Annotated in this window: 20 protein-coding genes and 1 pseudogene; 12 read left to right on the top strand and 9 right to left on the bottom strand. The window is 36.7% G+C overall.

Annotated elements, in window-relative coordinates; genetic code table 11:
• Positions 1-504: 504 nt before the first annotated feature.
• Positions 505-1,209, top strand: coding sequence for a VCBS repeat-containing protein (locus F6K18_RS15105; protein ID WP_287521929.1), 705 nt, complete (start codon positions 505-507; stop codon positions 1,207-1,209).
• A gap of 173 nt (positions 1,210-1,382) precedes the next feature.
• Positions 1,383-1,916, top strand: coding sequence for a YraN family protein (locus F6K18_RS15100; RefSeq protein ID WP_287521928.1), 534 nt, complete (start codon positions 1,383-1,385; stop codon positions 1,914-1,916).
• Between the two features lie 568 nt (positions 1,917-2,484).
• On the opposite strand, the gene F6K18_RS15095 is transcribed toward F6K18_RS15100, so the two are convergent.
• On the bottom strand, positions 2,485-2,874 hold the full coding sequence (locus F6K18_RS15095; RefSeq protein ID WP_287521927.1) for a hypothetical protein: 390 nt from the start codon (positions 2,872-2,874) through the stop codon (positions 2,485-2,487).
• A 352-nt stretch (positions 2,875-3,226) separates the two neighbouring features.
• Here F6K18_RS15095 and queA point away from each other — a divergent pair, with 352 nt between their 5' ends.
• Entirely contained in the window at positions 3,227-4,327 is a 1,101-nt protein-coding gene (gene queA, locus F6K18_RS15090; RefSeq protein WP_287521926.1) for a tRNA preQ1(34) S-adenosylmethionine ribosyltransferase-isomerase QueA, read from the top strand.
• Positions 4,328-4,384: 57 nt separating this feature from the next.
• Here queA and rpmF read toward each other — a convergent pair whose 3' ends face one another.
• Together rpmF and F6K18_RS15080 are read right to left on the bottom strand one after the other, a co-directional pair.
• Positions 4,385-4,561, bottom strand: a complete 177-nt coding sequence (gene rpmF, locus F6K18_RS15085; RefSeq protein ID WP_287521924.1) for a 50S ribosomal protein L32 — start codon at positions 4,559-4,561, stop codon at positions 4,385-4,387.
• 994 nt (positions 4,562-5,555) lie between these two features.
• On the bottom strand, positions 5,556-6,035 hold the full coding sequence (locus F6K18_RS15080) for an NINE protein (protein WP_287521923.1): 480 nt from the start codon (positions 6,033-6,035) through the stop codon (positions 5,556-5,558).
• A gap of 541 nt (positions 6,036-6,576) precedes the next feature.
• On the opposite strand from F6K18_RS15080, the gene acsF reads away from it, so the two are divergent.
• Positions 6,577-7,653, top strand: coding sequence for a magnesium-protoporphyrin IX monomethyl ester (oxidative) cyclase (gene acsF / locus F6K18_RS15075; RefSeq protein ID WP_287521921.1), 1,077 nt, complete (start codon positions 6,577-6,579; stop codon positions 7,651-7,653).
• A gap of 492 nt (positions 7,654-8,145) precedes the next feature.
• Here acsF and F6K18_RS15070 read toward each other — a convergent pair whose 3' ends face one another.
• The 3 genes from F6K18_RS15070 to F6K18_RS15060 form a co-directional block, all read right to left on the bottom strand.
• Positions 8,146-9,744, bottom strand: coding sequence for a DUF4335 domain-containing protein (locus tag F6K18_RS15070; protein ID WP_287521919.1), 1,599 nt, complete (start codon positions 9,742-9,744; stop codon positions 8,146-8,148).
• Between the two features lie 572 nt (positions 9,745-10,316).
• Positions 10,317-10,892: a DUF3038 domain-containing protein gene (locus F6K18_RS15065; RefSeq protein ID WP_287521918.1), complete on the bottom strand. Its 576-nt coding sequence runs from the start codon at positions 10,890-10,892 to the stop codon at positions 10,317-10,319.
• A gap of 255 nt (positions 10,893-11,147) precedes the next feature.
• Entirely contained in the window at positions 11,148-13,022 is a 1,875-nt protein-coding gene (locus F6K18_RS15060; protein ID WP_287521917.1) for a DUF1565 domain-containing protein, read from the bottom strand.
• 1,380 nt (positions 13,023-14,402) lie between these two features.
• Here F6K18_RS15060 and F6K18_RS15055 point away from each other — a divergent pair.
• The 5 genes from F6K18_RS15055 (at position 14,403) to F6K18_RS15035 (ending at position 19,036) form a co-directional block, all read left to right on the top strand.
• Positions 14,403-15,485, top strand: a complete 1,083-nt coding sequence (locus F6K18_RS15055; RefSeq protein WP_287521916.1) for a thiamine phosphate synthase — start codon at positions 14,403-14,405, stop codon at positions 15,483-15,485.
• A 9-nt stretch (positions 15,486-15,494) separates the two neighbouring features.
• Positions 15,495-15,713 carry a sulfur carrier protein ThiS gene (thiS, locus tag F6K18_RS15050; RefSeq protein ID WP_287521915.1) on the top strand — a complete coding sequence of 73 codons (219 nt, stop codon included), beginning with the start codon at positions 15,495-15,497 and terminating at the stop codon, positions 15,711-15,713.
• Positions 15,714-16,333: 620 nt separating this feature from the next.
• A complete protein-coding gene (locus F6K18_RS15045) occupies positions 16,334-17,278 on the top strand; it encodes a DUF1517 domain-containing protein (RefSeq protein WP_287521914.1) in 945 nt (314 codons plus the stop codon).
• A gap of 888 nt (positions 17,279-18,166) precedes the next feature.
• Complete coding sequence (locus tag F6K18_RS15040; protein WP_287521912.1) at positions 18,167-18,808, top strand: CYTH domain-containing protein; 642 nt, start codon at positions 18,167-18,169, stop codon at positions 18,806-18,808.
• A 30-nt stretch (positions 18,809-18,838) separates the two neighbouring features.
• Positions 18,839-19,036, top strand: coding sequence for a hypothetical protein (locus tag F6K18_RS15035; protein ID WP_287277941.1), 198 nt, complete (start codon positions 18,839-18,841; stop codon positions 19,034-19,036).
• Between the two features lie 114 nt (positions 19,037-19,150).
• Here the strand turns inward: F6K18_RS15035 and F6K18_RS15030 are convergent, their stop codons facing one another.
• Entirely contained in the window at positions 19,151-19,369 is a 219-nt protein-coding gene (locus tag F6K18_RS15030) for a hypothetical protein (RefSeq protein WP_287521911.1), read from the bottom strand.
• Between the two features lie 145 nt (positions 19,370-19,514).
• Between F6K18_RS15030 and F6K18_RS15025 the strand changes: the two genes are divergently transcribed.
• Both F6K18_RS15025 and F6K18_RS15020 read left to right on the top strand, forming a co-directional pair.
• On the top strand, positions 19,515-20,819 hold the full coding sequence (locus F6K18_RS15025) for an FAD-dependent hydroxylase (protein ID WP_287521910.1): 1,305 nt from the start codon (positions 19,515-19,517) through the stop codon (positions 20,817-20,819).
• A gap of 912 nt (positions 20,820-21,731) precedes the next feature.
• On the top strand, positions 21,732-21,941 hold the full coding sequence (locus tag F6K18_RS15020) for a hypothetical protein (RefSeq protein WP_287521908.1): 210 nt from the start codon (positions 21,732-21,734) through the stop codon (positions 21,939-21,941).
• 441 nt (positions 21,942-22,382) lie between these two features.
• Here F6K18_RS15020 and F6K18_RS15015 read toward each other — a convergent pair whose 3' ends face one another.
• Positions 22,383-22,946, bottom strand: coding sequence for an HD domain-containing protein (locus F6K18_RS15015; protein WP_287521907.1), 564 nt, complete (start codon positions 22,944-22,946; stop codon positions 22,383-22,385).
• A 445-nt stretch (positions 22,947-23,391) separates the two neighbouring features.
• Between F6K18_RS15015 and crn3 the strand changes: the two are divergent.
• Positions 23,392-23,672, top strand: a pseudogene (gene crn3 / locus F6K18_RS15010) (CRISPR-associated ring nuclease Crn3/Csx3).
• A 439-nt stretch (positions 23,673-24,111) separates the two neighbouring features.
• On the opposite strand, the gene F6K18_RS15005 reads toward crn3, so the two are convergent.
• The gene (locus F6K18_RS15005; RefSeq protein ID WP_287522011.1) at positions 24,112-24,384 is read right to left on the bottom strand and encodes a hypothetical protein; all 273 of its coding nucleotides are present in this window, start codon (positions 24,382-24,384) and stop codon (positions 24,112-24,114) included.
• Positions 24,385-25,476: the final 1,092 nt, after the last annotated feature.

Genomic DNA, 25,476 nt, shown 5'->3' with positions numbered 1-25,476 from the left:
TGTGAGAATTGAGGTGTTCCTTAAAAGTATAGAATATGGCAATTATTATATTCATATAATACGTTTTTCTCTTCTTCCCTATTCCCTATTCCCTATTCCCTATTCCCTATTCCCTATTCCCTATTCCCTATTTCCTATTTCCTATTCCCTGTTCCCTAAAAGTTTCCAATATCTCACAACTCAAATCATGTTGCTATATGTTATACTTCCTCCTTCTCTATGAAGTGGTACTTAATAGAGTTGTTGGGAATTAAGCACAAAAAATGGCTAAAACCCTTATCAGTCAAAGTTTATAGCTATTTTCAAGTGTAAAATTCTGAAAGCCTTATACAGTAAGCTTTTGAGCATTTTAAATTTTTATTTCCCAACAACTCTAATATTAAAGATGAGAATAGTCAGTGTATCAGGTCTGAACAACAATTATTAAGCGCATTGTTACAGAGAAATGGTATTAGACTGTTCTCAAAATTTTAAGATGTCAATGAATAATTATGAGGTGATCAAATGTATGAGAATATAGTTGACTTCAATGGTGATAATCGAACTGATGTTGCTCTTCTACGACAAGATGCGGGTTGGGGTACAATGCCTGTAGCTTTTTCAGATACTGATGGCAGCTTTACAGTTACCAATGAGCCAATTGGTAATTTTGCTACTAATTGGGCCACAGCTTCTGGTGTAGAAGTTCTAACGGGTGACTTCAATGGTGATAATCGAACTGATGTTGCTCTTCTACGACAAGATGCGGGTTGGGTTACAATGCCTGTAGCTTTTTCAGAGACTGATGGCAGCTTTACAGTTACCAATGAGCCAATTGGTGATTTTGCTAGTTGGGCCACAGCTTCTGGTGTAGAAGTTCTAACGGGTGACTTCAATGGTGATAATCGAACTGATGTTGCTCTTCTACGACAAGATGCGGGTTGGGGTACAATGCCTGTAGCTTTTTCAGATACTGATGGCAGCTTTACAGTTACCAATGAGCCAATTGGTAATTTTGCTAATTGGGCCACAGATTCTGGTGTAGAAGTTCTAACGGGTGACTTCAATGGTGATAATCGAACTGATGTTGCTCTTCTACGACAAGATGCGGGTTGGGGTACAATGCCTGTAGCTTTTTCAGATAGTGATGGCAGCTTTACAGTTACCAATGAGTCAATTGGTAATTTTGCTAATTGGGCCACAGATTCTGGTGTCGAGATTTTAGCCTGAACTTTCAAATGGCTATCCACCCTACTTGTCTAAACCGATAACTTTTCTTAACTGAGGAGTATTGAGACAGAGGAGAGTAATATCATTTTCAGGTGAATGCTTGGTCATGGTGAGGTATATGGAACAGGGCTAAAGTAGGGAAACTTTTCCCGAAGGCAAAGGGTAATATGAAGATGTCAACTAAGCAATCTGCTTCTTCCTCAAAAATTGACAGAGGTCTGTTGGGAGAAGATTTAGTGGCAAAATGGTTAACTCAAGAAGGTTGGCAAATACTCCATCGACGGTGGCAATGTCGCTGGGGAGAGTTAGATATTATTGCCCTAAAAACTTCTCCTTTGGAAGATAACCAAGCTCAAAAATTTCCAATTCTGATATTTGTGGAGGTCAAAACTCGTAGTCGGGGTAACTGGGATAAAAATGGTTTACTGGCAGTTACAGAAGCAAAACAAGCCAAATTATGGCAAACCGCAGAAATATTTTTAAGCGATCGCCCAGAATTAGCAGATTGTTCTTGTAGATTCGATGTAGCTTTAGTCAAGTGTAATTATACTCAAAAAGATTATCCTCAATCGAAATTTCTATCATTACAGGAGCAACTATCTAAGTTAACTATTAAGGTGGGACATTCTTTAGAATTAGCAGGTTATCAACTTGTCTTACAAAATTATATCCCTTCTGCCTTTATATCTGCCTCTGACCTGGATTAAACTCGTTTAGAGTTAATCAGGTATTAGGCGTTGTTGAATAACAGTATGATTTTTAGTAGTCAGTAGGGTTATAGGTACTAAATCTCTGTTTGCTTCATATCCAGATAGAACATAGATCATACAATCATTATAGATTTTCCCTACTTCCAAAATTCATCCCTCTTTTCAGCAATGCGAGGTATTCAATAATTTGCCTATGCCACCAGAAGCACTAAGCAAAAGTCTGGAACATCCATAGGCTAACCTTTAATTTCATTATAGGACTATCAGACTACAGAATCAATTCCGTGACTCATTTTTCATCCAAGGGTTAAAACCGCCTAGCTCTCTTCTTCCTTTGATATTTGATATTTTTGTAGGCTGGAATGAGAAACCAATTTTAATGCAAATTACTTCTATTCCTTATGACCAAAAGGCTCTCAACTGTAGAATGCTGTGCAAATTAGAAAAGTAAGTTAAATTATAAAGAATAAATTAAGTGTGTCTTACTCTTGTTGTACCGGTACTAATATGATTAATGTACAAGTACAAGTACAGGTACAAATTAAAGTAAGAGTAAAACTATAGCTCAACCTAAAGTTTCGGGACAATACCCTAAACCCTTGACAAATTGGGTACGGAATGATTCTATTTCCTCCTGATTAGGCTGGCCATGAGATACTATTGCTACCTGATAGCGTCTCATCACACTTAAAGGTGATTGTCCAGTTTCTAGACTCCACAATGCCATTCTGATACGGATATCAGGCTGATAAGGTATTCCTAATTCATTCATAAAAGCCCTAAAATCCCCATGTTGTTGAGGAGTTAAGTAGTGACTCATTTTGATTTTTACTACCCAACCATCAATTTGATGAATCACAGTCATAAATTGAAGCGGTAGTTGATGATTAATGCATAGGTATTCAACTACTCTCAGGCAGAGGCTAGTATTTGCTATAAAGTAAAGGTATTCCATATCAATCTAACTATTACCGCTGAAAACTACTGCTTTTCCCTCGGTTTAACCTCTAAATCTTTTGCTACTACAGAGGAAAAATTAAAGGCAATGAAAAACGGTTGTAGGGAGCGGGGCGGATGTTGCCGCTTCCTAGTTAATAATTTAGGTTTATGTTCTAGAATGTCTAGAGTTTTGAACTAGACGATCAATCTGTTATGTTTCACTACAGATACATCTGCTCTACACTCTGAAAATTAATTCTGTACTTATATACTCTATATTTTCTCTTAATGTGTAGCATATCACTAGGGGAAAACTACCCTAATTTATCTGGGGGATTTTACCCAATTACGAGTTATATATCACTAATATGACTGAGGTAGATTGGTCTATTGATGCTTATGACTATGAACTGCCCCAAGAGCTAATTGCTCAAAACCCCGTTGTCCCCAGGGATAGTTCTCATTTAATGGTTGTAGATTCACTTACACATCATAATTGTATTTTTAGAGATTTACCAGATTTACTCGAATCAGGAGACTTACTAGTTTTAAATAATACTCGCGTTATTCCTGGGAGGCTTTATGGCCACAAAACTACTGGTGCTCGGGTAGAAATATTGTTGCTCAAACCAGTGGACAATGATTGTTGGCTGGCTTTAGTCAAGCCTGGTAAACGTTTTAGCAATGGTACAACAATTGAATTTGAACCTAATTCATCTTTAGGGCGTGATTATAAGTTGCAGGCAACAGTATTGTCAACAGATAGAGAAACTGGTGGGCGCTTTTTACAATTTAACTTACCTCAGGGAATTTCTTTAATGGAGTTGCTAGACCAATTTGGTCATGTACCATTTCCACCTTATGTTACAGATTCACAGGCTTTCACAGAACAATATCAAACTGTATATAGTAAAGTTTCAGGAGCGGTCGCTGCCCCTACTGCTGGTTTACATTTTACTGATGAATTACTAGAGAAACTAGAACAAAAAAATATTAGACTAGCTTTCATTACACTACACGTTGGTCTTGGTACATTTCGGCCAGTTGAGACTAAAGACATTACTAACCATGATATGCACGAGGAATGGTTTGAAGTTTCGTCATTAGTTGTAGACAAAATTAATCAAACAAAATCTCAAGGTGGACGTATCATAGCCGTTGGAACGACAGTAGTTAGAGCTCTTGAGGGAGCAGCACTGGCTAATCAGAATAATAATAGTCAGGAACTTTCTCTCTCACCATTTTCTGGTTATACCAATATATTTATTTATCCTGGCTACAAGTGGCAAGTAGTAGAAGGTCTAATTACTAATTTTCATCTACCACGCTCTAGTTTGCTGATGCTTGTGAGCGCAATGATTGGTAGAACACGCCTTTTTAGCTTATATCAGGAGGCGATCGCCCAACAATATCGTTTTTATTCTTTTGGTGATGCGATGTTCATTTTGCCAGTTGCTAGGATAAATTAGTCTAATGGTTTAAATATTTGGAGAATTGGACATTATTTTCCCCAATTCTCCCATTGATTAATCTTCTTCCTCTTCTTCCTCAGCACTTGGATATACAAAACTGTGGGAACGTTGAGTGAGAACTGATTTCCCTAAGGATAGGGCCTTCTGTGCCTCCAGTCTTGCTTTACGCTTCCACTGAGCTTTTCGCATATTTGTCTTAGACTTGGAAGTTCTCTTCTTTGGTACAGCCATGAAAGTTATTGTATAGATAATTATAGACAGATTACTATAGTACCTTAATTTTATTAACTATGGAAGACCTCATAAAACCCATTTGATACCTATCTATTTATAGAAGTCATTTGGTATCTTTGCCCGCGATTAAGTTTTTGAGTTAGGGAAAAATTCAGTTCTAAAGCCTCCTTAGTCGAAAATCCCAAAGCCTCATTCTATGAAGCTCCTGCTACGTGCCAAAGATTTTTCCGTTGCATCCTCACCAAAATTGTGATATCGTGTAATTTATTGGGTATTACTCGCCCCTATATATGACTTTTTATTCAACCAAGTTCATGGTGAAGCTCCCATCATGGGTATTCAGGAATTTTCCCCAGGAGCAATACCAGCAAATCTATTCATCTTATGAAGCTTCTCTTGAAGAAAGAGTCAGTCCTCAGGAGTCAGGAGGGAAAATTGCATGGGCATAGTCAACGACAAGCAGCTCCGCGTCTATGCTCCCCCAAACAATTTTGAACACCGCGGGTGAGGTGTGGGGTATTAAACCCATAAGGGAAATGATATAGCAATGAGCGCTCAGGTATTTACAATGTCCAGCTCAAAGTGCACTCTAGAAAAGGTGTACAAAAAATAATGTGTAAATATGCCAGCGCACATTGCTATAAATGCTTGTTTTTCCCATCAAACCTTTCCATCCATCGCTCCTTAGTCGAAAATTCCCAACATTTCATTCTATGAAGCTCCTGGCGCGCGCCAAAAGATTTTCCGTTGCATCCTCACCAAAATTGTGATATGATATGATTTATTAGGAGTCACTCGCCTATGCGCATGACTTTTTATTCAACTAAAAAATATCGTATAGTCTTCTAGGGAGATAGAACTCCGTCCCGCTTTCACTCTGCGACATGAAACGCGTTTTGCGTTCCACAGGAAAAGGCGGAGCCTAAGCAGCCATATCAGGAATGTTGTAGAAAAGAAAGAAAATCAATATAAAGATTATTGGTTAGCAAAATTACAACTCATGGAAATCGTAAATTACAATTCCTGTCTCCGGATGGTTATCCACACTAACATAACCAGTTTTAAGCATTTCCTTGAGAGCTTCTTCTACTTCTAGAAAGCTAGCTCCTGTTGCCATTACCCCCTGACTAACAGATAACTTTCCTCCTTTTGTAGAAGCTGACCTGAGTAAAGCTACCATTAACTGTTGACGGGTTTGTGGAGGAGAAGCTTTCATAGAGAGCGCCCCATTCGATTGATATAGTGGCACTCCTTGGGATGAAGTACCTAACTTTGCTTTGACTTTAGTATTGTGTTCTTCTACCATATTGGGAATTAACAACAAATCAATAAATTGGCCTATTCCAAATAAACCCCCAGTAAAGAGCCAAAGTAGACCCGTCAAAATTTTGCCATTGTATAAACGATGACATCCATTAATGCCTAGAATGCAAGCTCCCCAAAATAGGTAACTGTATCTTATACTATTCATTTAGTCCCAAAAATTATTTTTCTGAAATTAATATACTGTTTTGCCTAGTTACTTAATTTTCGTTATGGGCACTTAGTATTATTACCATCTTAGTCCAAGAATATAATGTGGAAAACATTAATAACTCTAAATATATTATTTGAAGTAGGATAATAATGGGCTATTTCTTATAGGTATACATACTTTGCAATTCTTAACTAAAACTTTGCACTTCAGTCCCCTAGACCTTGGTAAACTATCAGATAATGTTGAAAGAGGACTCCTGCTATAAATTTTAATTTAGCGGTGAGACGGGGCATATAAACTGCAAGGGAAACTCACGCAGACAGCCCCAACGCGAATTTCAACTAGCCAATTAATTGAGCGGTAGCGAATCAATCCAGTATCATATAGCGTGGAAAATATAGTACTTTTTTGCTCATCCTCCAAACTGTACCTAACATAAATGGGGCAGATGAAAACAGGGGAGGAAGTTAAAGATATCTAAAAATACCCCACACTACCAGCCATAGATTCATAAATTAAGAAAACAACAAAACTTATGGTAGATTCTCTAAAAAAACCAGATTTTCAAGAAATGCGACCAGGGGTTAAAGTTCCCTCTAAAGAAACTATTCTAACTCCTAGATTCTACACAACAGATTTTGATGAGATGGCTAAAATGGACATCTCAGTAAATGAAGATGAATTGATAGCTATTCTAGAAGAATTTCGTACTGATTATAACCGCCATCATTTTGTTCGGGATGAAGAATTTGCCCAATCATGGGATCATATTGATGGGGATACTCGTAGGTTATTTGTTGAGTTTCTAGAACGTTCTTGTACGGCGGAATTTTCTGGTTTTTTACTGTACAAAGAATTGGGTCGTCGCCTCAAAAATAAAAGCCCTATTTTGGCTGAGTGTTTCAATTTAATGTCCAGAGATGAAGCTCGTCATGCAGGTTTTTTAAATAAGGCAATGTCAGATTTTAATCTATCATTAGATTTAGGATTTCTGACTAAAAGTCGTAAGTATACTTTCTTTGAACCAAAGTTTATTTTCTACGCTACTTATCTATCGGAAAAAATTGGTTATTGGCGCTACATTACTATCTATCGTCATTTAGAAGCTCATCCAGAAGATAGAATTTATCCTATTTTCCGTTTCTTTGAAAATTGGTGTCAGGATGAAAATCGTCATGGAGATTTCTTTGATGCTATTATGAGGGCACAACCACAAATTTTAAATGACTGGCAAGCAAAATTGTGGTGTAGATTTTTCTTACTTTCTGTGTTCGCTACTATGTACTTGAATGACATTCAAAGAGCTGATTTTTATGCTGCTATTGGTTTGAATGCTCGTGATTATGATAAGTATGTAATTGAGAAGACTAATGAAACTTCAGGACGTGTTTTTCCAATAATTTTGGATGTAGAAGATCCTCAGTTTTATGAAAGACTAGAAGTTTGTGTTAAGAATAATGAAAAGTTAACAGCGATCGCTAATTCTAATAAGTTAGGTGTTGTGAAGCTTTTCCAGAAGTTACCTCTTTATCTGTCTAATGGTTGGCAATTCCTAAAACTATATTTTATGAAGCCAATTGAAACTGCTACTATGCAAAGTTCTGTTCGCTAAAGAAGTTTTTAATAATTAACCTCGCTTGATAGCCTTGTGATATTTCCAAGGCTATTTTTTTATTTGTTTTATTTAGGGTTTGCTGAAAAAGTCTTATGGTGATGATAGGCAACAGCTCATCTGGCAACAGGCAACAGTTTAGACTATCTGCTACGGCCAAATTTTCGGCATTTCAGCGGAAAAGTATTAGCATTTTGAGACTACAACAGCCAAAAACCTTGCACTTTTTCATAAATATTTAACCCTGGAAGCCTTTACAGGTATTAATTACAATTTTATTCAGCAAACCCTATTTAAGAAAAGAGGGAGTAGGGAGTAGGGGGGAAATAATTGATAATTTATGTACTATGATTGACTGTATTTTGGATTATTGGAGATGTCTAATATCAAATCCACTGAATTGGATATAAAACAATGTTTCATCTTCAACCAGAGCACAAATCTTTCTAAATTCTCTTCCCTCCTGACTCCTGACTCCTGACTCCTGACTCCTCAATTCAAAGACTCTAAAAAAGTCTGCACTTGACCATCTGGTCTCAAAACCAATCGAATTTTAGCAGTCTTACCACCCTCAATATTAGAGACAAAAACTTCATCTTCCAAAGGCATCTCTGTATTACCATAAAACTCAACTGATGCTAGACCAATTGGAGTTACCTTTTTCACTGAACCATCACCATTTAATAACAAACTATATTGCAAATTCTTATCTAAATCTGATGGCGGTTCCCAACTTTTTTCAAAATATTCTCTTACCTCTGCAACTTGGGGAATTCGATCGAATAATGTATATTTCGGTTTCCTGCCAGTATTTTCACTAGGTTCAACCACAGATTCGCGATCGCGTAAAGCAACTGGTTCTACATCTTCCAAGGTCGGTAAATCAATTGCCCTAGGAACATTAACTGGAATACGACTCACATCTAAATAAGGTCTTACCCCACCTCCTCTATTAAGTGTTGGTGGCAAAGGTCGGTTTGGTGCGGGTGGCATTTGCAAATTTGGGGGTGGTTGCACGGGAGGTCTCGGTTGTACTGACACGCCATAGTTAGGTATTGCAGGTGGAGGAATTGGAGGCGGTGTCGTTGGTGGTGCTAAAGGAACTGGTGGCAGTATTGTTGGTGGTGCGGGAATAACTACTGTTGTAGCATTTCCCTGATTTTGAGGAGGACGAGAAAAATCATTCAGAGGTGGTGGCAAGTTATTCGGAGCGGGTGACGCGGGGTTTTGTCTAGGAAATAGAGGAGATGGTGTAGGAATTGGAGATGGTCTAGTAATTGTTGGTGTTGGTAGATTTGTTGGTGGTGTTGGTAATGGTGATAGAGTTACTGTTGGTGTTGGTGTTGGTAAATTTGTTGGTGCTGGAAGGGGCGAACTATTGCTTGGTGGAGAAGCAATAATATTAGGCTCATTTTGTGGTTTGCGACTAATTGCGTAGCGGTCATATAATTTAATGGCGCTAACTGTTAGACCAGCACTGATGATAATTAGTATCAAAGTCTGCAACCATTCAGGAAGAGGTTTAACTTCACCGTCAGACTTAAACTGAGGTAATGTCTGTATATCTGCTTCACATTCATCTAGAGCGATCGCCAGGTCAAATAGTTGCAACATACTCATGGTAATAAAACTTCCTGACTCTTTAGTCGCTAGAGACCCCAAAAATAGATCGTGGTTTAATAAGTCTCGTGGTTGTAGATAAATAGTTTGACCGTTTATTGGAGGTGGGGAATTAGGTATCGAAAGTTTGGCATCAGCAACTTCGGTGGTCTCTTCCTGAATTTTTGTTTGTGAGTTTGACTCTGTTGCAGTGCTATTGTTTTCTTCTCCTTTATTATTTTCATTGTCTAGAGGTAGTTCAGGAGATTTACTAAGAAATTCTTGTACATAAGTGGTAACAACTTTGTGGAGAGCGTCTAATTCACTGCGGCCACCCCTCAGTGTAATATGTTCTGTTTCTGATACCCTGGGATCATCAAAACTAAGGCTAAAGCGTTGTTTTCTGGAAATACCGATCCATTTTAAGACCGCTAAACCTCTAGCTGTAAATTTTAGCGTACAAGTTGGGGGAGTATAACTTCGTGAAGGCATTTGAAAACATTTGATTGAAGAAGGCAGAAGGCAGAAGGCAGAAGGCAGAAGGCAGAAGGCAGAAGGCAGAAGGCAGAAGGAAGAAGGAAGAAGGCAGAAGGCAGAAGGCAGAGGGTAAAATTGCTTATGGATAGTAAACCACCGACCGCGTGCATGTCCGATCGCCCTAAATAATTTTAAGCACCACCTGTAAGGTGGTGTATTAAACCCGCCAGAGAAAAGATAAAATTATCTTAATCTACAGCTTTAACAATAATTTCCTCATATCAATTTAATTATAGTTGAGTTATATAGATAAGTAGCCAAGAGTTTAAGATATCATCATATAATATATAATTTTTTTAATTTAGTATACAGGGATAAATTTTATCTCAAAAAATCAAAAGAGAATTAAGGTATGAAACAGTTTAAATTATCTGAAATTTACCGTTTACTCAATCATTCTTAATTCTCTACCATGCTTAAAACTTTTTTAATCAATCAATTGATTTTTTAATTTTTTGTGAAATCAGTATTTTGAATTCTGCTTAAGCGTTTTGCTTCATACTAAAAATTTAGTATGATTTCAGGATCTAAAATTTCAGACTTGACCAAAGATGACTACACCCTTGAGGAGAACTATAAAATAACAAATTCACTAATAATTTTAGAGCTAATTTTTCTGGGTTATCCTGGGAAGTATTTTCAGAGTATATGTGATATTGTTTATATGCTTTTTCAAATTTCTCAAGATATTCTCTTAATAAAGTAACTGATTGAGGTTTAGTATTTTGAGCAGCCACTTGTTCCATTAATGCTACTGCACGACGAATTAATGCTTGGTTTTGTTTTGCCAAGTGACATATAACTAAGATGAAAGATTTCGCTTCCTCTGTTTTCAGAGGTTGGTTTACTGACATTCCCCGTTTTTCACCTACCACTAAAGTCAGTTCATCAGCTAACTTGGGAGATATATTCAATTTACTGGCTACTCGCAATATGCTGTCTGAATTAATTCCTGTTAAAACATTTAAGGCTAATAATTCCATGTCCAATTTTGTTCTAATCTGGTTTGATCGAACTTTTTTGGCCACAGTAGGCTGGGTATAATCTTGTCTCGAAGGCAGTATAAAAACTGAGGTATTGCCGGGAGCAGCAGATGTTACCATATTATAGACCTCTTAAAAATTTATTACAAGCACGTCTATTGTAGTCGTACTTTGCCAAATTGTGTCTACTATTCGGAAAACTTTATTTGACAAAATATTTACAAAATATTTATTAGACATCTCCACAAAAGAGGCAACAGGCAACAGGGAAAAATAATTGATAATTTATGGATAAGAATTGATTTGATTTTTGATTTTCACGCCTATGTCTATTTACCAATATTTTTTTTGAAAAATAATTGTTTGATTTCTGAATCAGTTAATAAGTATAATTTTGGCATTCAGACCATTATTCCGTAAAACTTTTAATAGTTGATCGGCCTCAAGACGACTACGAAAAGCTCCTGCCTGCATTACTGAATTACCATTAATATTCGTGGAAAAAGCATCTGGTACAAGCGATCGCAACTTATAGGTCTGAGCAGCATTATTGACATTAACAACTACTCGATAACGTAGACCCAAGGCAGCAGCACGACTTTGAGAATCACGACGTAAGGATAGTCTAGGCAAAGGGTTAGGATGAGGATTTTGATTTCTGCCAATACCGGGAGGCACATAACCGCCACGACCAAGGGGAATATTTTTGCTTGGTACAGATAGTAAACCAGGAGATGCAACTGGGGTAGTGGGTTCAAAACTTGGGTTAGTGCTGCTTGGAGGTAAATTTCGCCATCTTTCTAAAGTTCTGCTCCCTGACTCTGGTGGCGATACTGGTATTTCAATTGCTCGTGTATTCTGATAATTAGGATTAGTTTGTAGTAGTCTTTGTAAGTTGCCTTGATGAGTTGTTGTCTGGTAGGAATTTCCCCTAGACCTTGTAGTTTCTGGAGCTGGGACAGGGATAAGAATTGTCGTAGAATTTCCCGGTCTTTGTCGTGAAATAATACTATCAGAACTGTTCTGCTCCTGTAATTTTTCTGCTGAAGCTGAAATATTTGATTTCTTTGGCGTTGTCTGAATTTCTGCCTCAGTAGATACAGTTTTCATAACAAGCTTTTCCTGGGAAGACTCTGTTTCTGGATTTACTGTAGGGATAGTTACAATATTCGGCAAAGGAGCAACTCGTGGGGGTGGAGCAATTTTCCCAGCAATGTCAATACTACCATAATTACGACCGCCTCCTAAAGAATTTCCATAAGCAGGAAGAGTTTGACCTTTTACTGCATGATAAATATTATACCGAATGTTATTACGAATAGTATTACGACCAGGTTCTTGAGAATTACCTAGATCCGGTAATGATTGAGCGATCACTGCTACTCCATCCTGTCTATTACCCTCAATATAATTACCCCGCAAAATTGGGCGTGCATTTCCTTGAATAATAATCCCACTTTGATTTTCAATCAGACGGTTTCCCACTACTTTTGGAGCAGCATCATCAGATATTTTCATTCCAATACCAGTATTTTGAAACAAATTATCTCTAATTTCTGGCTGAGAATTATGATAAATTGTGATGCCACTTACACCATTTTCATAGAAATTATTTTCCTGAATAATTGCTGTATTACTACCCGCTATAGAAATGCCATTTACAGTATTACCACTCAAAGTATTTTTACTAATAACACAACCACTAGATTCTATCCATAAACCATAACCTTGAAGATTAGGATTTATGACTGTTACGCCACTTAAATTAGATTCATTAGCAGCTACTATTGTAATATTTTTCCGATTTAAAGTCGGACTATTAAAATTACCTCCACCTTGAATCAAAACATTTTTTCCACGGTTAAAATAGTTACCTTTGATGGTAATTTTTGGCTGCAAAATTAAAGGGAATTTTTCACCTGTTCGTCTATTGTAAGTTCCGGGAGCAAGTAAAATTGTTGTGTGAGGTTGAGCAATTTTCAAAGCATAAGTAATAGTTTTCAAAGGAGCGGTTTTAGTACCATCTCCAGAGTCACTACCAACAGATGAACTAACATAAAGTACATTTATTTGAGAATTAGCTTGAGTTTCTGGGGATTGGACTACTTGTTGTGCAAATGGTACTGCCAAACTTGCAGAAGTAAATACCCCTAGTAGCGCAGTGGCTAAAATAGGTGATAAAAAGTTGATTTTACGCAGTAAATTTGTTTGATTATTTTCCTGCGAAAAAAGGATAAATATTTGTTTCACGGCTTTCTTCCTAGGAAACTGTGACAGACAATTTAGTTATTATATTTTGTCAAGTACCTCTTATTATAGGAGTTTTGAAGAAATATTTTAATTTTTGTAAAGAGAGGTTGATTGTTAAGGATAATGGATAAGTCTGACTAGAATTAGCAAAGCTCATTTTGATAGTGATGAATGGAACTTTGCAATTACCCAAAAATATTTGCTGTTGCCAAGAATTTTGTTATTTAAAAAGTCTATTTTTCCCTGGCGTTCGATACTATTTAGGATTAAGCATTTAGTTAAGGTTGTTGTACATTTCAACTTCGATAAAACCATTACCTCGTAAACATTCAGCCATCAGCTATTGCTTTTAATTTTAGATAAAAACTTTACTAATTGAGTTAAAATTTATACTTACTATAAAAGCTGGCTGAAACAGTCTATATTCATTAAAATCCCCTTCTTTTGATGAGAGCTGACAGCTAATAGCTGTTTGCGCAGCATTCCGTAGGAAATGCTTACATTACCTCTATTTAAATTCGTCAGTTTTAGAGTTAATGAAGTACAAATTTTTACGCTCTTAGGGAATAGAGATTAGTATTAAACTGTACCTCACTATTCTCAAAATACTGTAATTATCCTTCGTTTATGGATATAGCATTTCTCAAAGAGCGTGAGACACACCTATCTTTTATCTTTGTTTCTATTCTATTGCCTATTCCCAGATCCCAGATGCGGTGTTCCCTGTTCCTTAACACAAACCAATGCGTTTACCTCATGCTTTTTGGGAATTGCTATATGCTCTTGTTGATGGTGAAAGCTAGTATTATCCAATCATATCATCACTATTTGTGTTCCTTTTTTTGCCAGTCATTCTTGATTATTTCCAGCTTCTATCCATTCATTAGCTATCGAGCAAAAAAAGTTAATATTTCATAGAAATTAGAAATTATTGGAGTAGCTTTGATTGATAAATTAAGCAAATTATTTCTTATCTAAATGGCTTATACCTCCCATGAAATTTACTTTATACATCCCTAGTAGTTGGCAAAATTAAATCTTTTTACTTTCCTTTTTCCTTCCCTTTTTTATATTTCTATTTTTTTTAGCGATCGCTATAGAAATATCTAGTTAACCTAACAAAAATTTGCAGCCCTAAAGTCAGAATTTATCTAAATATGGCCTAACTATTTTGACCTTGGTCCTACAGTCGTAATCCTGATAGCTAAACTATTTCAGAAATTATTTGAACAATAATTAAATTCTGTATTGCAGGCAATATTATACTATAAAACGGTCTATATTAATAGCAAAATTTATCATAGTCTGCCCCTCTGTATTTGAGAGAGCAAGATTATAGTCATGTTGACAATAAGGATTAAAATTTATAGGGTAATTATTATGAACGATAAGTATAATTGGGGTCAAAATGTACAGCCTGGGGTTCGCCGAATTTTGGATGCCAACCTAGATAGGGCGAGAGAAGGTCTAAGAATTATAGAAGAATGGTGCAGGTTTGGCCTCAATAGTATACATTGGGCAAATGAATGTAAACAACTACGTCAAGAGATTGGGAGTTGGCATAGTACAGAATTAAGAATGTCCCGAAATACCCCTGGCGATCCAGGTACAGAATTGACTCATCCACAGGAAGAGGAACGCTCAGATGTTCAACAACTGCTACAAGTTAACTTCTGTCGCTTAGAAGAAGCACTACGAGTTTTAGAAGAATACGGAAAAATTTATAATTCTCAAATGGGTTCCGCTTGTAAACAAATGCGTTACCGAGTTTATACTATAGAAAGTGGACTTCTCGCCTATAGAAGATATCAGCAATTACAAAACTCCTACCTTTATCTAATTACCTCACCCAACGATAAATTAATCAATATAGTAGAAGCAGCTCTTCAGGGAGGGTTAACTCTTGTCCAATACCGCAATAAAACAGCAGACGATATAACAAGATTGACAGAAGCTCAAAAACTCTGTCAACTCTGTCATCGCTACGGCGCTCTATTTATTGTTAATGACCGAGTAGACATGGCGATCGCTGTGGATGCAGATGGAGTTCATCTAGGACAACATGATATACCAGTTAAACTTGCTAGACAACTGCTTGGCCCTCAGAAACTTGTAGGTCGTTCCACTACAAACCCAGAAGAAATGAAGCGAGCAATTGGAGAAGAAGCGGACTATATCGGAGTAGGGCCAATATATGAAACTCCTACTAAGTTAGATAAACCAGCAGCAGGTTTAGAATACATTAGTTATGCTGTGAATAATTGTACTATTCCTTGGTTTGCCATTGGTGGAATTGATATGCAAAATTGTGATGAAGTTCTATCTTCTGGTGCGGAGCGTGTATCTGTAGTTAGGGCAATTATGCAGGCAGAGCAACCAACTTTAGTAACTCAATATTTTCTTTCTCAACTAAATCGTTATCAAGCCCTACGCTCTCATAATATATTACCAGAAAAAATCTAAATATTACTAATGTCAAGTCAAATTACGCTCAAGGTTAACGGAGAAACCCATACTTGTTTACCTCATATACTTTTACCTGATTTTCTGGAACAGTTGGGGTTAAACCCTCGGTTAGTAGCTGTGGAATATAATGGTGAAATTTTACATAGACAATTTTGGGACAAAACTGAAATACAAGCAGGGGACAAGTTGGAAATAGTTACTATTGTGGGGGGTGGTGTTGATTGAAGTCAGAAGTTAGAAGTTAGAAGTGAGATTTGATAGGCTAAAAACGGGGATTTATATTTATATATGGTTATAGGTAGTGGTGTACAAGTAGTGATTTTTGTAGTTTTGTTTCTGGCAGTGAAAGGGATTTAATTATAAATATCACTACATCTACAGGACTACCTGGTTATAGTAACTAAAAACTATAGTGCTATATATTTTAAGACTTAGGCAAATATACTTGACTAAAAAATAAAGAAAATTCAGTATTTCAAGCCTCCTACCTACTTTAGTAGGAGGTACTGTTAACTGATAACTGAAATAACCTAGTGCAGGATGGCGGAAATAACTGACCAGTTACAAAGTCCTAAAACAATTACAAATCAAAAATGATTGACTGTCAGATGTGCGTCTTACATTCTGAGGTCTCCTCAGAATTACGCAATTACGCACTCGCTTTTAAATGCATGACTTCCGCGTAGCAGCACTAGACTGTAACCTCGACTACATAATTTTTGATTTTTGATATTTTGTGATTCAAGTACGGATATCCCAATAATTAAACACCAAGCTTTGATTGCAAAGTCTAGAAAGAAAGCTATACATTAAAGAAAGAAGTATAGAAATAATAACAATTATTTATGAATAAAAAATTGCTTTCACAGATCGTAAAATCTGTCTTTGTCATCGGACTAGTGTTTACTTTAGTCTTCAGTCAAGCTGATGCAGCTTTAGCCGCTCGGAGTGGAGGTCGCATTGGCGGTGGGTCATTTAGAATGCCCAGTCGTACCTATACATCACCTACTCGTAGTCCTGGAGGTGGTTACTATCCTAGAGGAGGTATTGGTTTCCCATTTTTATTACCTTTCTTTGGTTTCGGTGGATTTGGCAGTCTGTTTACAATTTTGATTTTTATTGCGATCGCTAATTTCTTAGTTAGTAGTTTCCGAAGAGCAACTCAGGGAGATGAGTTTGACAGCTATAGTAATAATCCTACAGTTTCTGTTGCTAGCGTACAAGTTGGTTTATTGGCAGAAGGTCGCAGTTTACAAATAGACCTTGATAGAATAGCGGAAAATGCTGATACTGGTTCTGCTGCGGGTAGAACGCAAGTGCTCCAAGAAGCTACATTATCTTTGTTGCGTCACCCTGAATATTGGGCTTATGGATCTGCCCAAAGTGAACAAGCAAAGCTAGACTCGGCAGAAGCAAAGTTTAATCAGTATGCTCTGACTGAACGCAGTAAGTTTTCTGAGGAGACTCTTTCTAATTACAATAATCAATTAATTGATAAAAACCTTCAAACTTCTCTACCTGTTAGCGAAACTGATGGTGAATTGCTGACTCAGGGAACTGAAGCACCAGGGGAATATATTGTGGTTACTGTTGTTGTTGGTACTCAAGGTAAATTACAGTTACCAGTTATTAATAGTACAGAAGATGTCAGACGTGCTTTAAGTCAAATGGGTGCTATTTCTAGCGATCAGTTATTAGCTGTTGAAGTTTTATGGACACCTCAAGCGAGTAGCGATACTTTGACCTCTGAGGATATGGTTGCTGAGTATCCAAATCTTAAATTGGTTTAATCAAAAGAAGGAAGAAGGAAGGAGGAAGAAGGAAGAACCGAAGTTGTGATTTTTTGGTCAGGGTATAGCAAGTGGGAGTATCTTGCTCCGGTTGTGAGTATTGCTTGTCTCCATTTAGCATTACGCCTGCAGGACTACCAATTAGTGTACTGTTTGTTAAACTGTAATATTCTCCATTCTTAATTTCTGTAAGGGTGGGGAATATTTATTTTTGATTTTTGATATATTACTGATTTCCTGGAAGATTGATGAATTTGCAGTAATATCATGTCCGGTTGAATACTTATAAATAAACGATGGAGGAGTCAGGAGTCAGGAGGGAAGAAAGAAGAGTAGGAAAAAGAGAAAGTTTTTTGATCACTAATTATCCAGACATGATGTAATACCATTTCTCAAAAAAAATGTTACGGATAATAAGTGCGATTAAAATATTTTATAGGAGATGTTCTTTTGACAAAGCGGTGCGACCCCGCGTCGCCTCAAGGCGCAAGGGAACGCGCACCAAGAGAAAAAGAGAATTTATGACCTAAAACCTGGTATTGAAGCCATTAATTCTGGGTCCTGTACGTTGCCAATCCGGCGGCTCCCCTACCGAATAAAGAGGCTAGTCATTTGTAGCAAACATTTATCAAATTGGTATAAGATTATTCCGGAATTTATCAATATTTGATTGTAACTTAACAATAGTAGCATAGCCAGGATATATTAGGTAAAATTTATTGCCTAATACATAATGTGAATAGTTATTATATTAATCCATATATTTCACAAATTAACTATCAGTTATCTCAGGGTCGCATCTGGTAAAAAATATCCTCAAACTTAAAATTTGAATAAATAAGTTTGAGGTAATTATAACTCGTACACAGATGCAATAAAAAATTAGTGATGAAGAACTGCAACCAAGCAATTAATTCCAGAGAATACAAATTAATTCTCAACATTAATCAATTTTATGACCGTACTCATACTGTAGAAAGATTTGGCAATTTAGTTAAGTCATTGACACAACAGTTTAAAGGAAAAGTTATTAGCCAACAAACTGAAGAAAAATATAGACAAATTTATTACTTAGATACACCAAATTTTGATTTACGTCATCATGGTTTTATCCTGAGAATTAGGCGAGAAAAAAAATATCATCAACCGAAATATCAGATAACTCTCAAACATCGTGAGTCAGACCGCTATTTGTCAGCTTCACAGGATTTGTCGGCAACAAAACCAGGTAAGACTAAGTTTGAAGAAGATATAATTCCGCCATTTCAAAGCAAATTTTCTCAGTCAATATCTGTAACTAAAGATCGGCAGCCTAACTTTGAAAATATTAAACAGGTTGCGAAATTATTTCCTGGTTTAAAAGCTCTTGATATTCCCGAACAAACTTCAATTGAGTTAGTCAATAATTTTCGGGCTTTTGAAGTGGTAAAGAAACTAGCAAATTTACAATTTGGAGACAAACATATTGTGAAAACCGATCTAAGTTTCTGGTATTTAAATACAACAGATAATTTACCGTTAATTGCATAATTTTTACTTAAATATCGTCTACCTAAAAAATTGTTAGAATCTCCAAAAAAATTAGAACAATTTCCTATGCCAATGATTCAAGGAACAAATTATTTGTTTAAAGCTTTGCAACAACAATGGGAATGGATAAATTTTCACCCCATGACTAAAACTGCTTATGTTTATGGCCAAGGAAATCAATCTCAAAATATGTTTTTGGCAGAACAAAAATCTCTTTTGGCTGCTTAATTTAGTAGGGTGCTGTTAGCGATAGTGTAACTGAGCAAAACTCAACGGTGCGTGATACTCCACTTCATTCCGCTCACACACCCTACTACTCTCAAGTTACTGAAAAACTCTTTTCTACCTACTGACTCCTGTCTCCTGTCTCCTGACTGCTTCTTCAGTAAGTAGGGTGCCGTTAGCGACAGCGTAACGCACACCAACCCCAATGGGGAAAAATGGTGCGTGATACTCCACTTCGTTCCGCTCACACACCCTACTACTTTTGTCTCCTGTCTCCTGACTCCTGTCTCCTTCTTCAGAAAAATGGTGCGTGATACTCCACTTCGTTCCACTCACACACCCTACTACTTTTGTCTCCTGTCTCCTGACTCCTGTCTCCTGACTCCTTCTTCAGTCACAAATCACTCAGATTTTTCCGAAAAGTTGCGCCACAATATAGGGAGAGTATAAATTACTAGGCACTTGATTATTTTTGATAAATATGGTAATGGAGCAACTTTCCCAAAATTCTCTATCTGAAACAACTGTCAAACCAAAATTAGATTACGATTTAGTTATTGTCGGTGGGGGTATCGCTGGCACTGCTCTTGCTTGTGCTTTGAAAAATTCTGCCTTAAAAGTGGCATTAATTGAAAGTCAACCTAAATCTGTAGTTGCAGCTAGAAAACTTGCTTATAATCTTTCTTTAACATCTGGCAGAATATTAGATGGCATCGGAGTTTGGCAACAAATTTTGCCTAAAATTACTACATATCGGCAAATTAGTCTTTCTGATGGTAATTATCCCCGTACTGTCCAATTTTATCCTGATGATTTGGCTATTACTGGTAAAAGGCCAAGTTCAAAGGAGGGATTGGGTTATGTGGGAGAACATCAGGTAATGCTGACGGCGATGCAGGAATTTTTGGCAGACTGCGAACAACTTACTTGGTTATGTCCAGCGGAGGTTTTGCGGGTAGATTATAAATCGGATTTTGTGGAAGTTGAGCTAAAGCAGAAGGATACAGACAGTTTGTCTGGTGAAAATGAAAGTTTGACTGTCCGCTCTCGGTTGGTGGTAGGAGCAGATGGGGCGAGGTCTCCGATTCGTGAAGCTGCTAATATTGGTACTCATGGTTGGAAGTATTGGCAGTCTTGTGTGGCAATGACGATTAAAACTGAAAGGTCTCACAATAATATTGCTTTTGAGAGATTTTGGCCCAGTGGCCCGATGGGGGTTTTGCCCTTGCCGGGAAATCGCTGTCAGGTGGTTTGGACTGCTCCTCATGCTGAGGCGAAGGCGTTGCAAGAGTTGGATAAACAGGAATTTTTGGCTAAGTTGGAGTATCGCACTGCTGGAAAGTTGGGTAAGTTGGAGTTGTTGAGCGATCGCTATGTTTTTCCGGTTCAGTTGATGCAGAGCGATCGCTATGTTGAACACCGTTTAGCTTTAATTGGGGATGCTGCTCATTGTTGTCATCCTGTGGGTGGTCAAGGTTTGAATATGGGTATTCGGGATGTAGGGGCGATCGCTGAGGTGATTAAGTTTGCTCATCAGCAAGGTGAGGATATTGGAGATATTGGGGTATTGAAGCGTTATGAAAGTTGGCGCAGAAAGGAGAATTTCGTAATTTTAGGGGTTACTGATTTTCTGGATAGAATGTTTTCTGCTAGTGTGTTGCCTATAGTAGCGGTTCGTCGTTTAGGTTTGTGGGGTATGGGAATAGTTCCGATTTTTAAGTCTTTGTCTTTGCGAGTGATGACTGGTTTATTTGGTCGTCATCCAGAAATGGAAGTCAAAAGTTAAAAGTCAAAAGTCAAAAGTTAAAAGGCAAAAGGCAAAAGGCAAAAGGCAAAAGTAAGATTTTATCAGCTAAAATTTGTGACATCTTTAAAGTGAATTGGTATCAGATGTTGTTTGTTAAGTAGAGGAGTTAGGAGTCAGGAGGGAAGAAGCGACAGGAAAAGAAATTTTTCGTTATAGTAGTCGCAATTACTGTTAGGAAATATTGAAAGATTAAAACTCAGACAACGGAATATTTTTCCCTCTTTTTTCTTCCTTCCTTCTTCCTTCTTCCTTCTTCTTCTTTAGTACTATAAAACTCAGACAACGCAAATTTCTTCCTTCTTCCTTCTTCCTTTTTTGTCTGTTAAGTAAAGGAGTCAGGAGTCAGCAGTAAAGAAGCAACAAGAAAAGAACATTTTCGTTATAGTAGTTGCAATTACTGTTAGGAAATATTGAAAGATTAAAACTCAGACAACGGAATATTTTTCCCTCTTTTTTCTTCCTTCCTTCTTCCTTCTTCTTCTTTAGTCCTATAAAACTCAGACAACGCAAATTTCTTCCTTCTTCCTTCTTCCTTCTTCCTTTTTTGTCTGTTAAGTAGAGGAGTCAGGAGTCAGCAGGAAAGAAGCAACAGGAGAATATGGAAGTCAAAAGTCAAAAGTCAAAAGTTAAAACTTAAAAGTTAGTTATCAGTTCAAAACTTTGATGCTACAGTAATTTATGAAATTCAAAAGTCAAAAGTCAAAAGTTAAAACTCAGACAACGGAAATTTCTTCCTTTTCCCTTCTTCTTTAGTCTTGTAAAACTCAGACAACGGAATATTTTTCCCTCTTTTTTCTTCCTTCCTTCTTCCTTCTTCTTTAGTCCTGTAAAACTCAGACAACGGAAATTTTTTCCTTCTTCCTTCTTCCTTCTTCCTTCTTCCTTCCGATCATGCTCTCTGAATTTAGTTACTCTCCAACTCCAGAAATATTAGATTGGTTAGCATTAGGGCGATTAGGAGATAGATTAAATCGCTCTATTAGATTGTGGGTTTTATTAAAATATTTTTATGGAAAACCAAATAATTTACCAGCGGAATTACCAAAATATTTTACTTATATAGATTTCCGCAAATATTTTTTTCGCCAGAACATCAATTGAGCGATCGCTTAACTACAGAACAAATAAAAACAGAATGTCGAGACAAAAATTGTATTTGTAAAAAGTAAGTAGAAGAGTTAGTTCAAACTGCAATTTTTCCCCTATCAATTAAAGAATGGGAGCAGAAAATTACAGATAAAATGGGTGGGGAAGTTATTGCTCCTATTTCAATTCGAGAAAAGTTGATTTTAGAAGCAGAACAAGAGTTAGCTAATTATCATCGGTAGCTTTGTTTTGTCGGGTGCATTGCAATGCACCTAAAAATTCCGGAAAAGTAGAACTATAGCAGTCGAAAGAAAGGTTAGGACAAATCAAAAGCTTAAAATTAAGACAAAATAAGATTTTTCTTTCTTCCTTCTTACTTCTTCCTTCTTACTTCTTACTTCTTACTTCCTCCTTCTTCCTTCTTCCTTCTTCCCTCTTCCTTCTTCCTTCTTCAATTCAAAACTTTTCTAATTCAGCAATAACTCTCATAAATTCTTGCTTGAGATAATTATCATCTTCATAACAAGAAAGCAAAGAATGATAAAACCAAAGAGTTTTTTCTTTACCCCCACGAAAGCGCTGCCAAACTATTTCCCCCTCCTGACGTAACGCAGCTAATAAGTCTCTCCCATTATGTAGTTTATCAGCAAGAGAAATACGCTTTACAGATTTAGAACCATGACGAATTTGCTCAATATAACGTAATTTTCGCTCCTCCCAAGGTGGTTTAGGAATAGTCTCCGACTCTGTACAACCATCAATAATATTAACTACTGTTTCACCAAATAATTCCAGGATATGTTGACGAGTTGCCATACCTCCCCTATCTTCCACCGCATCATGTAATAAAGCAGCGATCGCCTCATCCTCGTTCCCTCCATTTTCCAATACTAAAGCTGTCACACTCAACAAATGAGCAATATAAGGTGTACGTCCGTCCTTGCGTAGTTGTTGAGAATGTAATTGGTAAGCATATACTAATGCTCGTTCAAATTTTTCTGTTAGTCTTGTTGCGGTCATTTCAGTTATCAGTTATCAGTTGTCAGTTGTTATATTTTTTCCTCCTAATATTAAATATACAGGATTCTTGAAAAGACTATTTCCACATTACGGGATAAATACAAAGACCGTAGGTTGGGTGAAGTGACAGCGCCACCCAAAAATAATTTAGGGAGATGGGGAGATGGAGAGATAGAGTGATGGGGAGATTCGTGTATTTGCACAATTTTTTGTATTTCATATAATTATAATGTTGAGTTTCCTTTGTCAACCCAACCTACAGAATGATATTAATACCTAGCAGAAAACCCCTATTATAGGCCATGTTAGACTATCAATAGTCAAAAATAAACTTGTGTATATGACCGAAAAATTTTGGTTTCAAGTCTCACCTTTTAACTGATAACTGATAACTGAAATAACCGCTATACAACTTAATTTAATTTCCCATCAAACTACTGATGGAATGCCATATCAACATATTCATATTGAAATAACTAATGCTGATGGTATTATTGAACCTGCTGACTTGAAAGGTTTGAAAATACCCTCTAATATTCAGTGGCAACAGGGTGTTGTAATTGAACGTAGGGCACTAATATGGTTATACGTTTATCTAATACATAAAGTCATTCTGCTGCTTGGGTAGGTTGCTATGATACTCGACTTGGTGCTGTTGTGGTTTCTACTCATACTCATACGGTGACTGTTGGTTCTGTTTTAACTTTAGAGTTGCCAAATAGTTAATAATTAGGCATTTTGTAGGTTGGGTTGACGTTCGCGTAAGCGTTGCGGAGAAAAGGAAACCCAACAATAAATTTGTATCCGCACAAAAGAATTACCAAATAGTTAATAATTAAGCATTTTGTAGGTTGGGTTGACGTTCGCGTAAGCGTTGCGGAGCAAAGGAAACCCAACAACAAATTTGTATCTGCTTTGAGAAGAAAGAAGTTAAGCAAACCTAACAACAAACTTATCAAAATAATTGGGTCGCGCAACCCCACCTTTGAAGGCGAAATGTTTTTGGAGACTTGCTCAAATTTCCCTTACAAAAACAACTTCTGACTTCTGAGTTTTGACTTCTGACTTCGTTACATCTGTTGGGTTGCGCTTTCGCTTAACCCAACCTACGGTAACTTTTGATAATAATTAAACACAGAAAATGACCAGAAAATTTCCATTACAATTAGATGTAATTAAACTCGAAACAGAACAAAGCATCTATTCCTAAATCCCCATACAAACTATCATTTCCCGTACCACCAATCAGAAAATCACTTTCTTTTCCTCCTCTTAATACATCGTTTCCCACATCGCCATGAATCTCATCATTTCCTAAATTTCCACTCAAGAAATCATCATTATCACCACCGAAAATTAAGTCTAAATTTTTGCCACCAAGTATCGTATCGTTTCCTTGATTTCCATTGATTGTATGATTATCTTGATTGCCGTTAATAACTTATGCATCTATAGCTCCAATAATTGAGTCATTGCCACTTATAGCGGTTTTCACAAAGGTAGACTACAGTAAAAATTCATAGATATACCTAAAGTTTAATAAGTTGCATAAATAGTTGTATTCTATATTAATGAAAACCGCTATAAACCAAGTAGACCACCAGGCAAATTGACAAGTAATCCTGGAGTTAGCTGAAAGTTGTCAGACTCAGAAGTTAATTCATAAAATCCGTCGGGAGTTTGCCCACTCATTGTTTTTGGATTTGGTTCAGTTTTTTCTATTTTATAGCAGGGAACAGAGAACAGCGGGAAAAACATTTCTTCTTATTCGGTTCATCATCAGCATAAGTTCTAACCTACTATAACAACCAGGTGAAAAGTTCAGAAAAGCTTTCCAAGGTTTTATATCATGTTCGGATAATTAGTCATAAAAAAACTTTCTCCTTCTGTTCTTCTTTCTTCCCTCCTGACTCCTGACTCAGTCCTCCTGACTCCTCCGTCTAAGGTTTTATATCATGTTCGGATAATTAGTCATAAAAAAACTTTCTCGGCGTTGGTGAATCAAGCTATGAAACCTAAATTTAGCGAAATATAAAATGCTTTTCAGTTAATAGTTAGACAATTGCCATTAAAGCACAATCATAACCACGCATCACCAACGCCACTTTCTCCTTCTCCTGCTGTTTCTTCTTCTTTCTTCTCTCCTGAGGACTGAGGACTGACTCCTCCGTCTAAAGTTTTTATTTTGGCATTGAAGAAATACCTTTAAATAATAATATTAATCCCCCAATTAAAATTGCTACTGCTAAACCACCACTCAGTAAATCAAGCCAACCACTATTTTCCATAATCAAACTCAGTTTAACTCTTAATAAATCTTATATCATACCTATTTTGTTATAGTCAATACTGAATTGACTAATAATCATTAAAATTTTATTTAATTTACTGATTTTTATGAGAATTTGAGTAAATTATGGATACTATAGTATCTATGAGATTTTTATAAAATAAAAAAATATAGTAAGCATTCAGCTAGCTCGCAGTCAGCTTTTAGCTGTTTCACAAATAATGAATATACACTGCTAAG

Source organism: Okeania sp. SIO2C2, from assembly GCF_010692625.1.
Classification (GTDB): Bacteria; Cyanobacteriota; Cyanobacteriia; order Cyanobacteriales; family Microcoleaceae; genus Okeania; species Okeania hirsuta.
The sequence above is the reverse complement of the archived record's forward strand: the minus strand, read 5'-3'. Positions and strand labels throughout refer to the sequence as shown.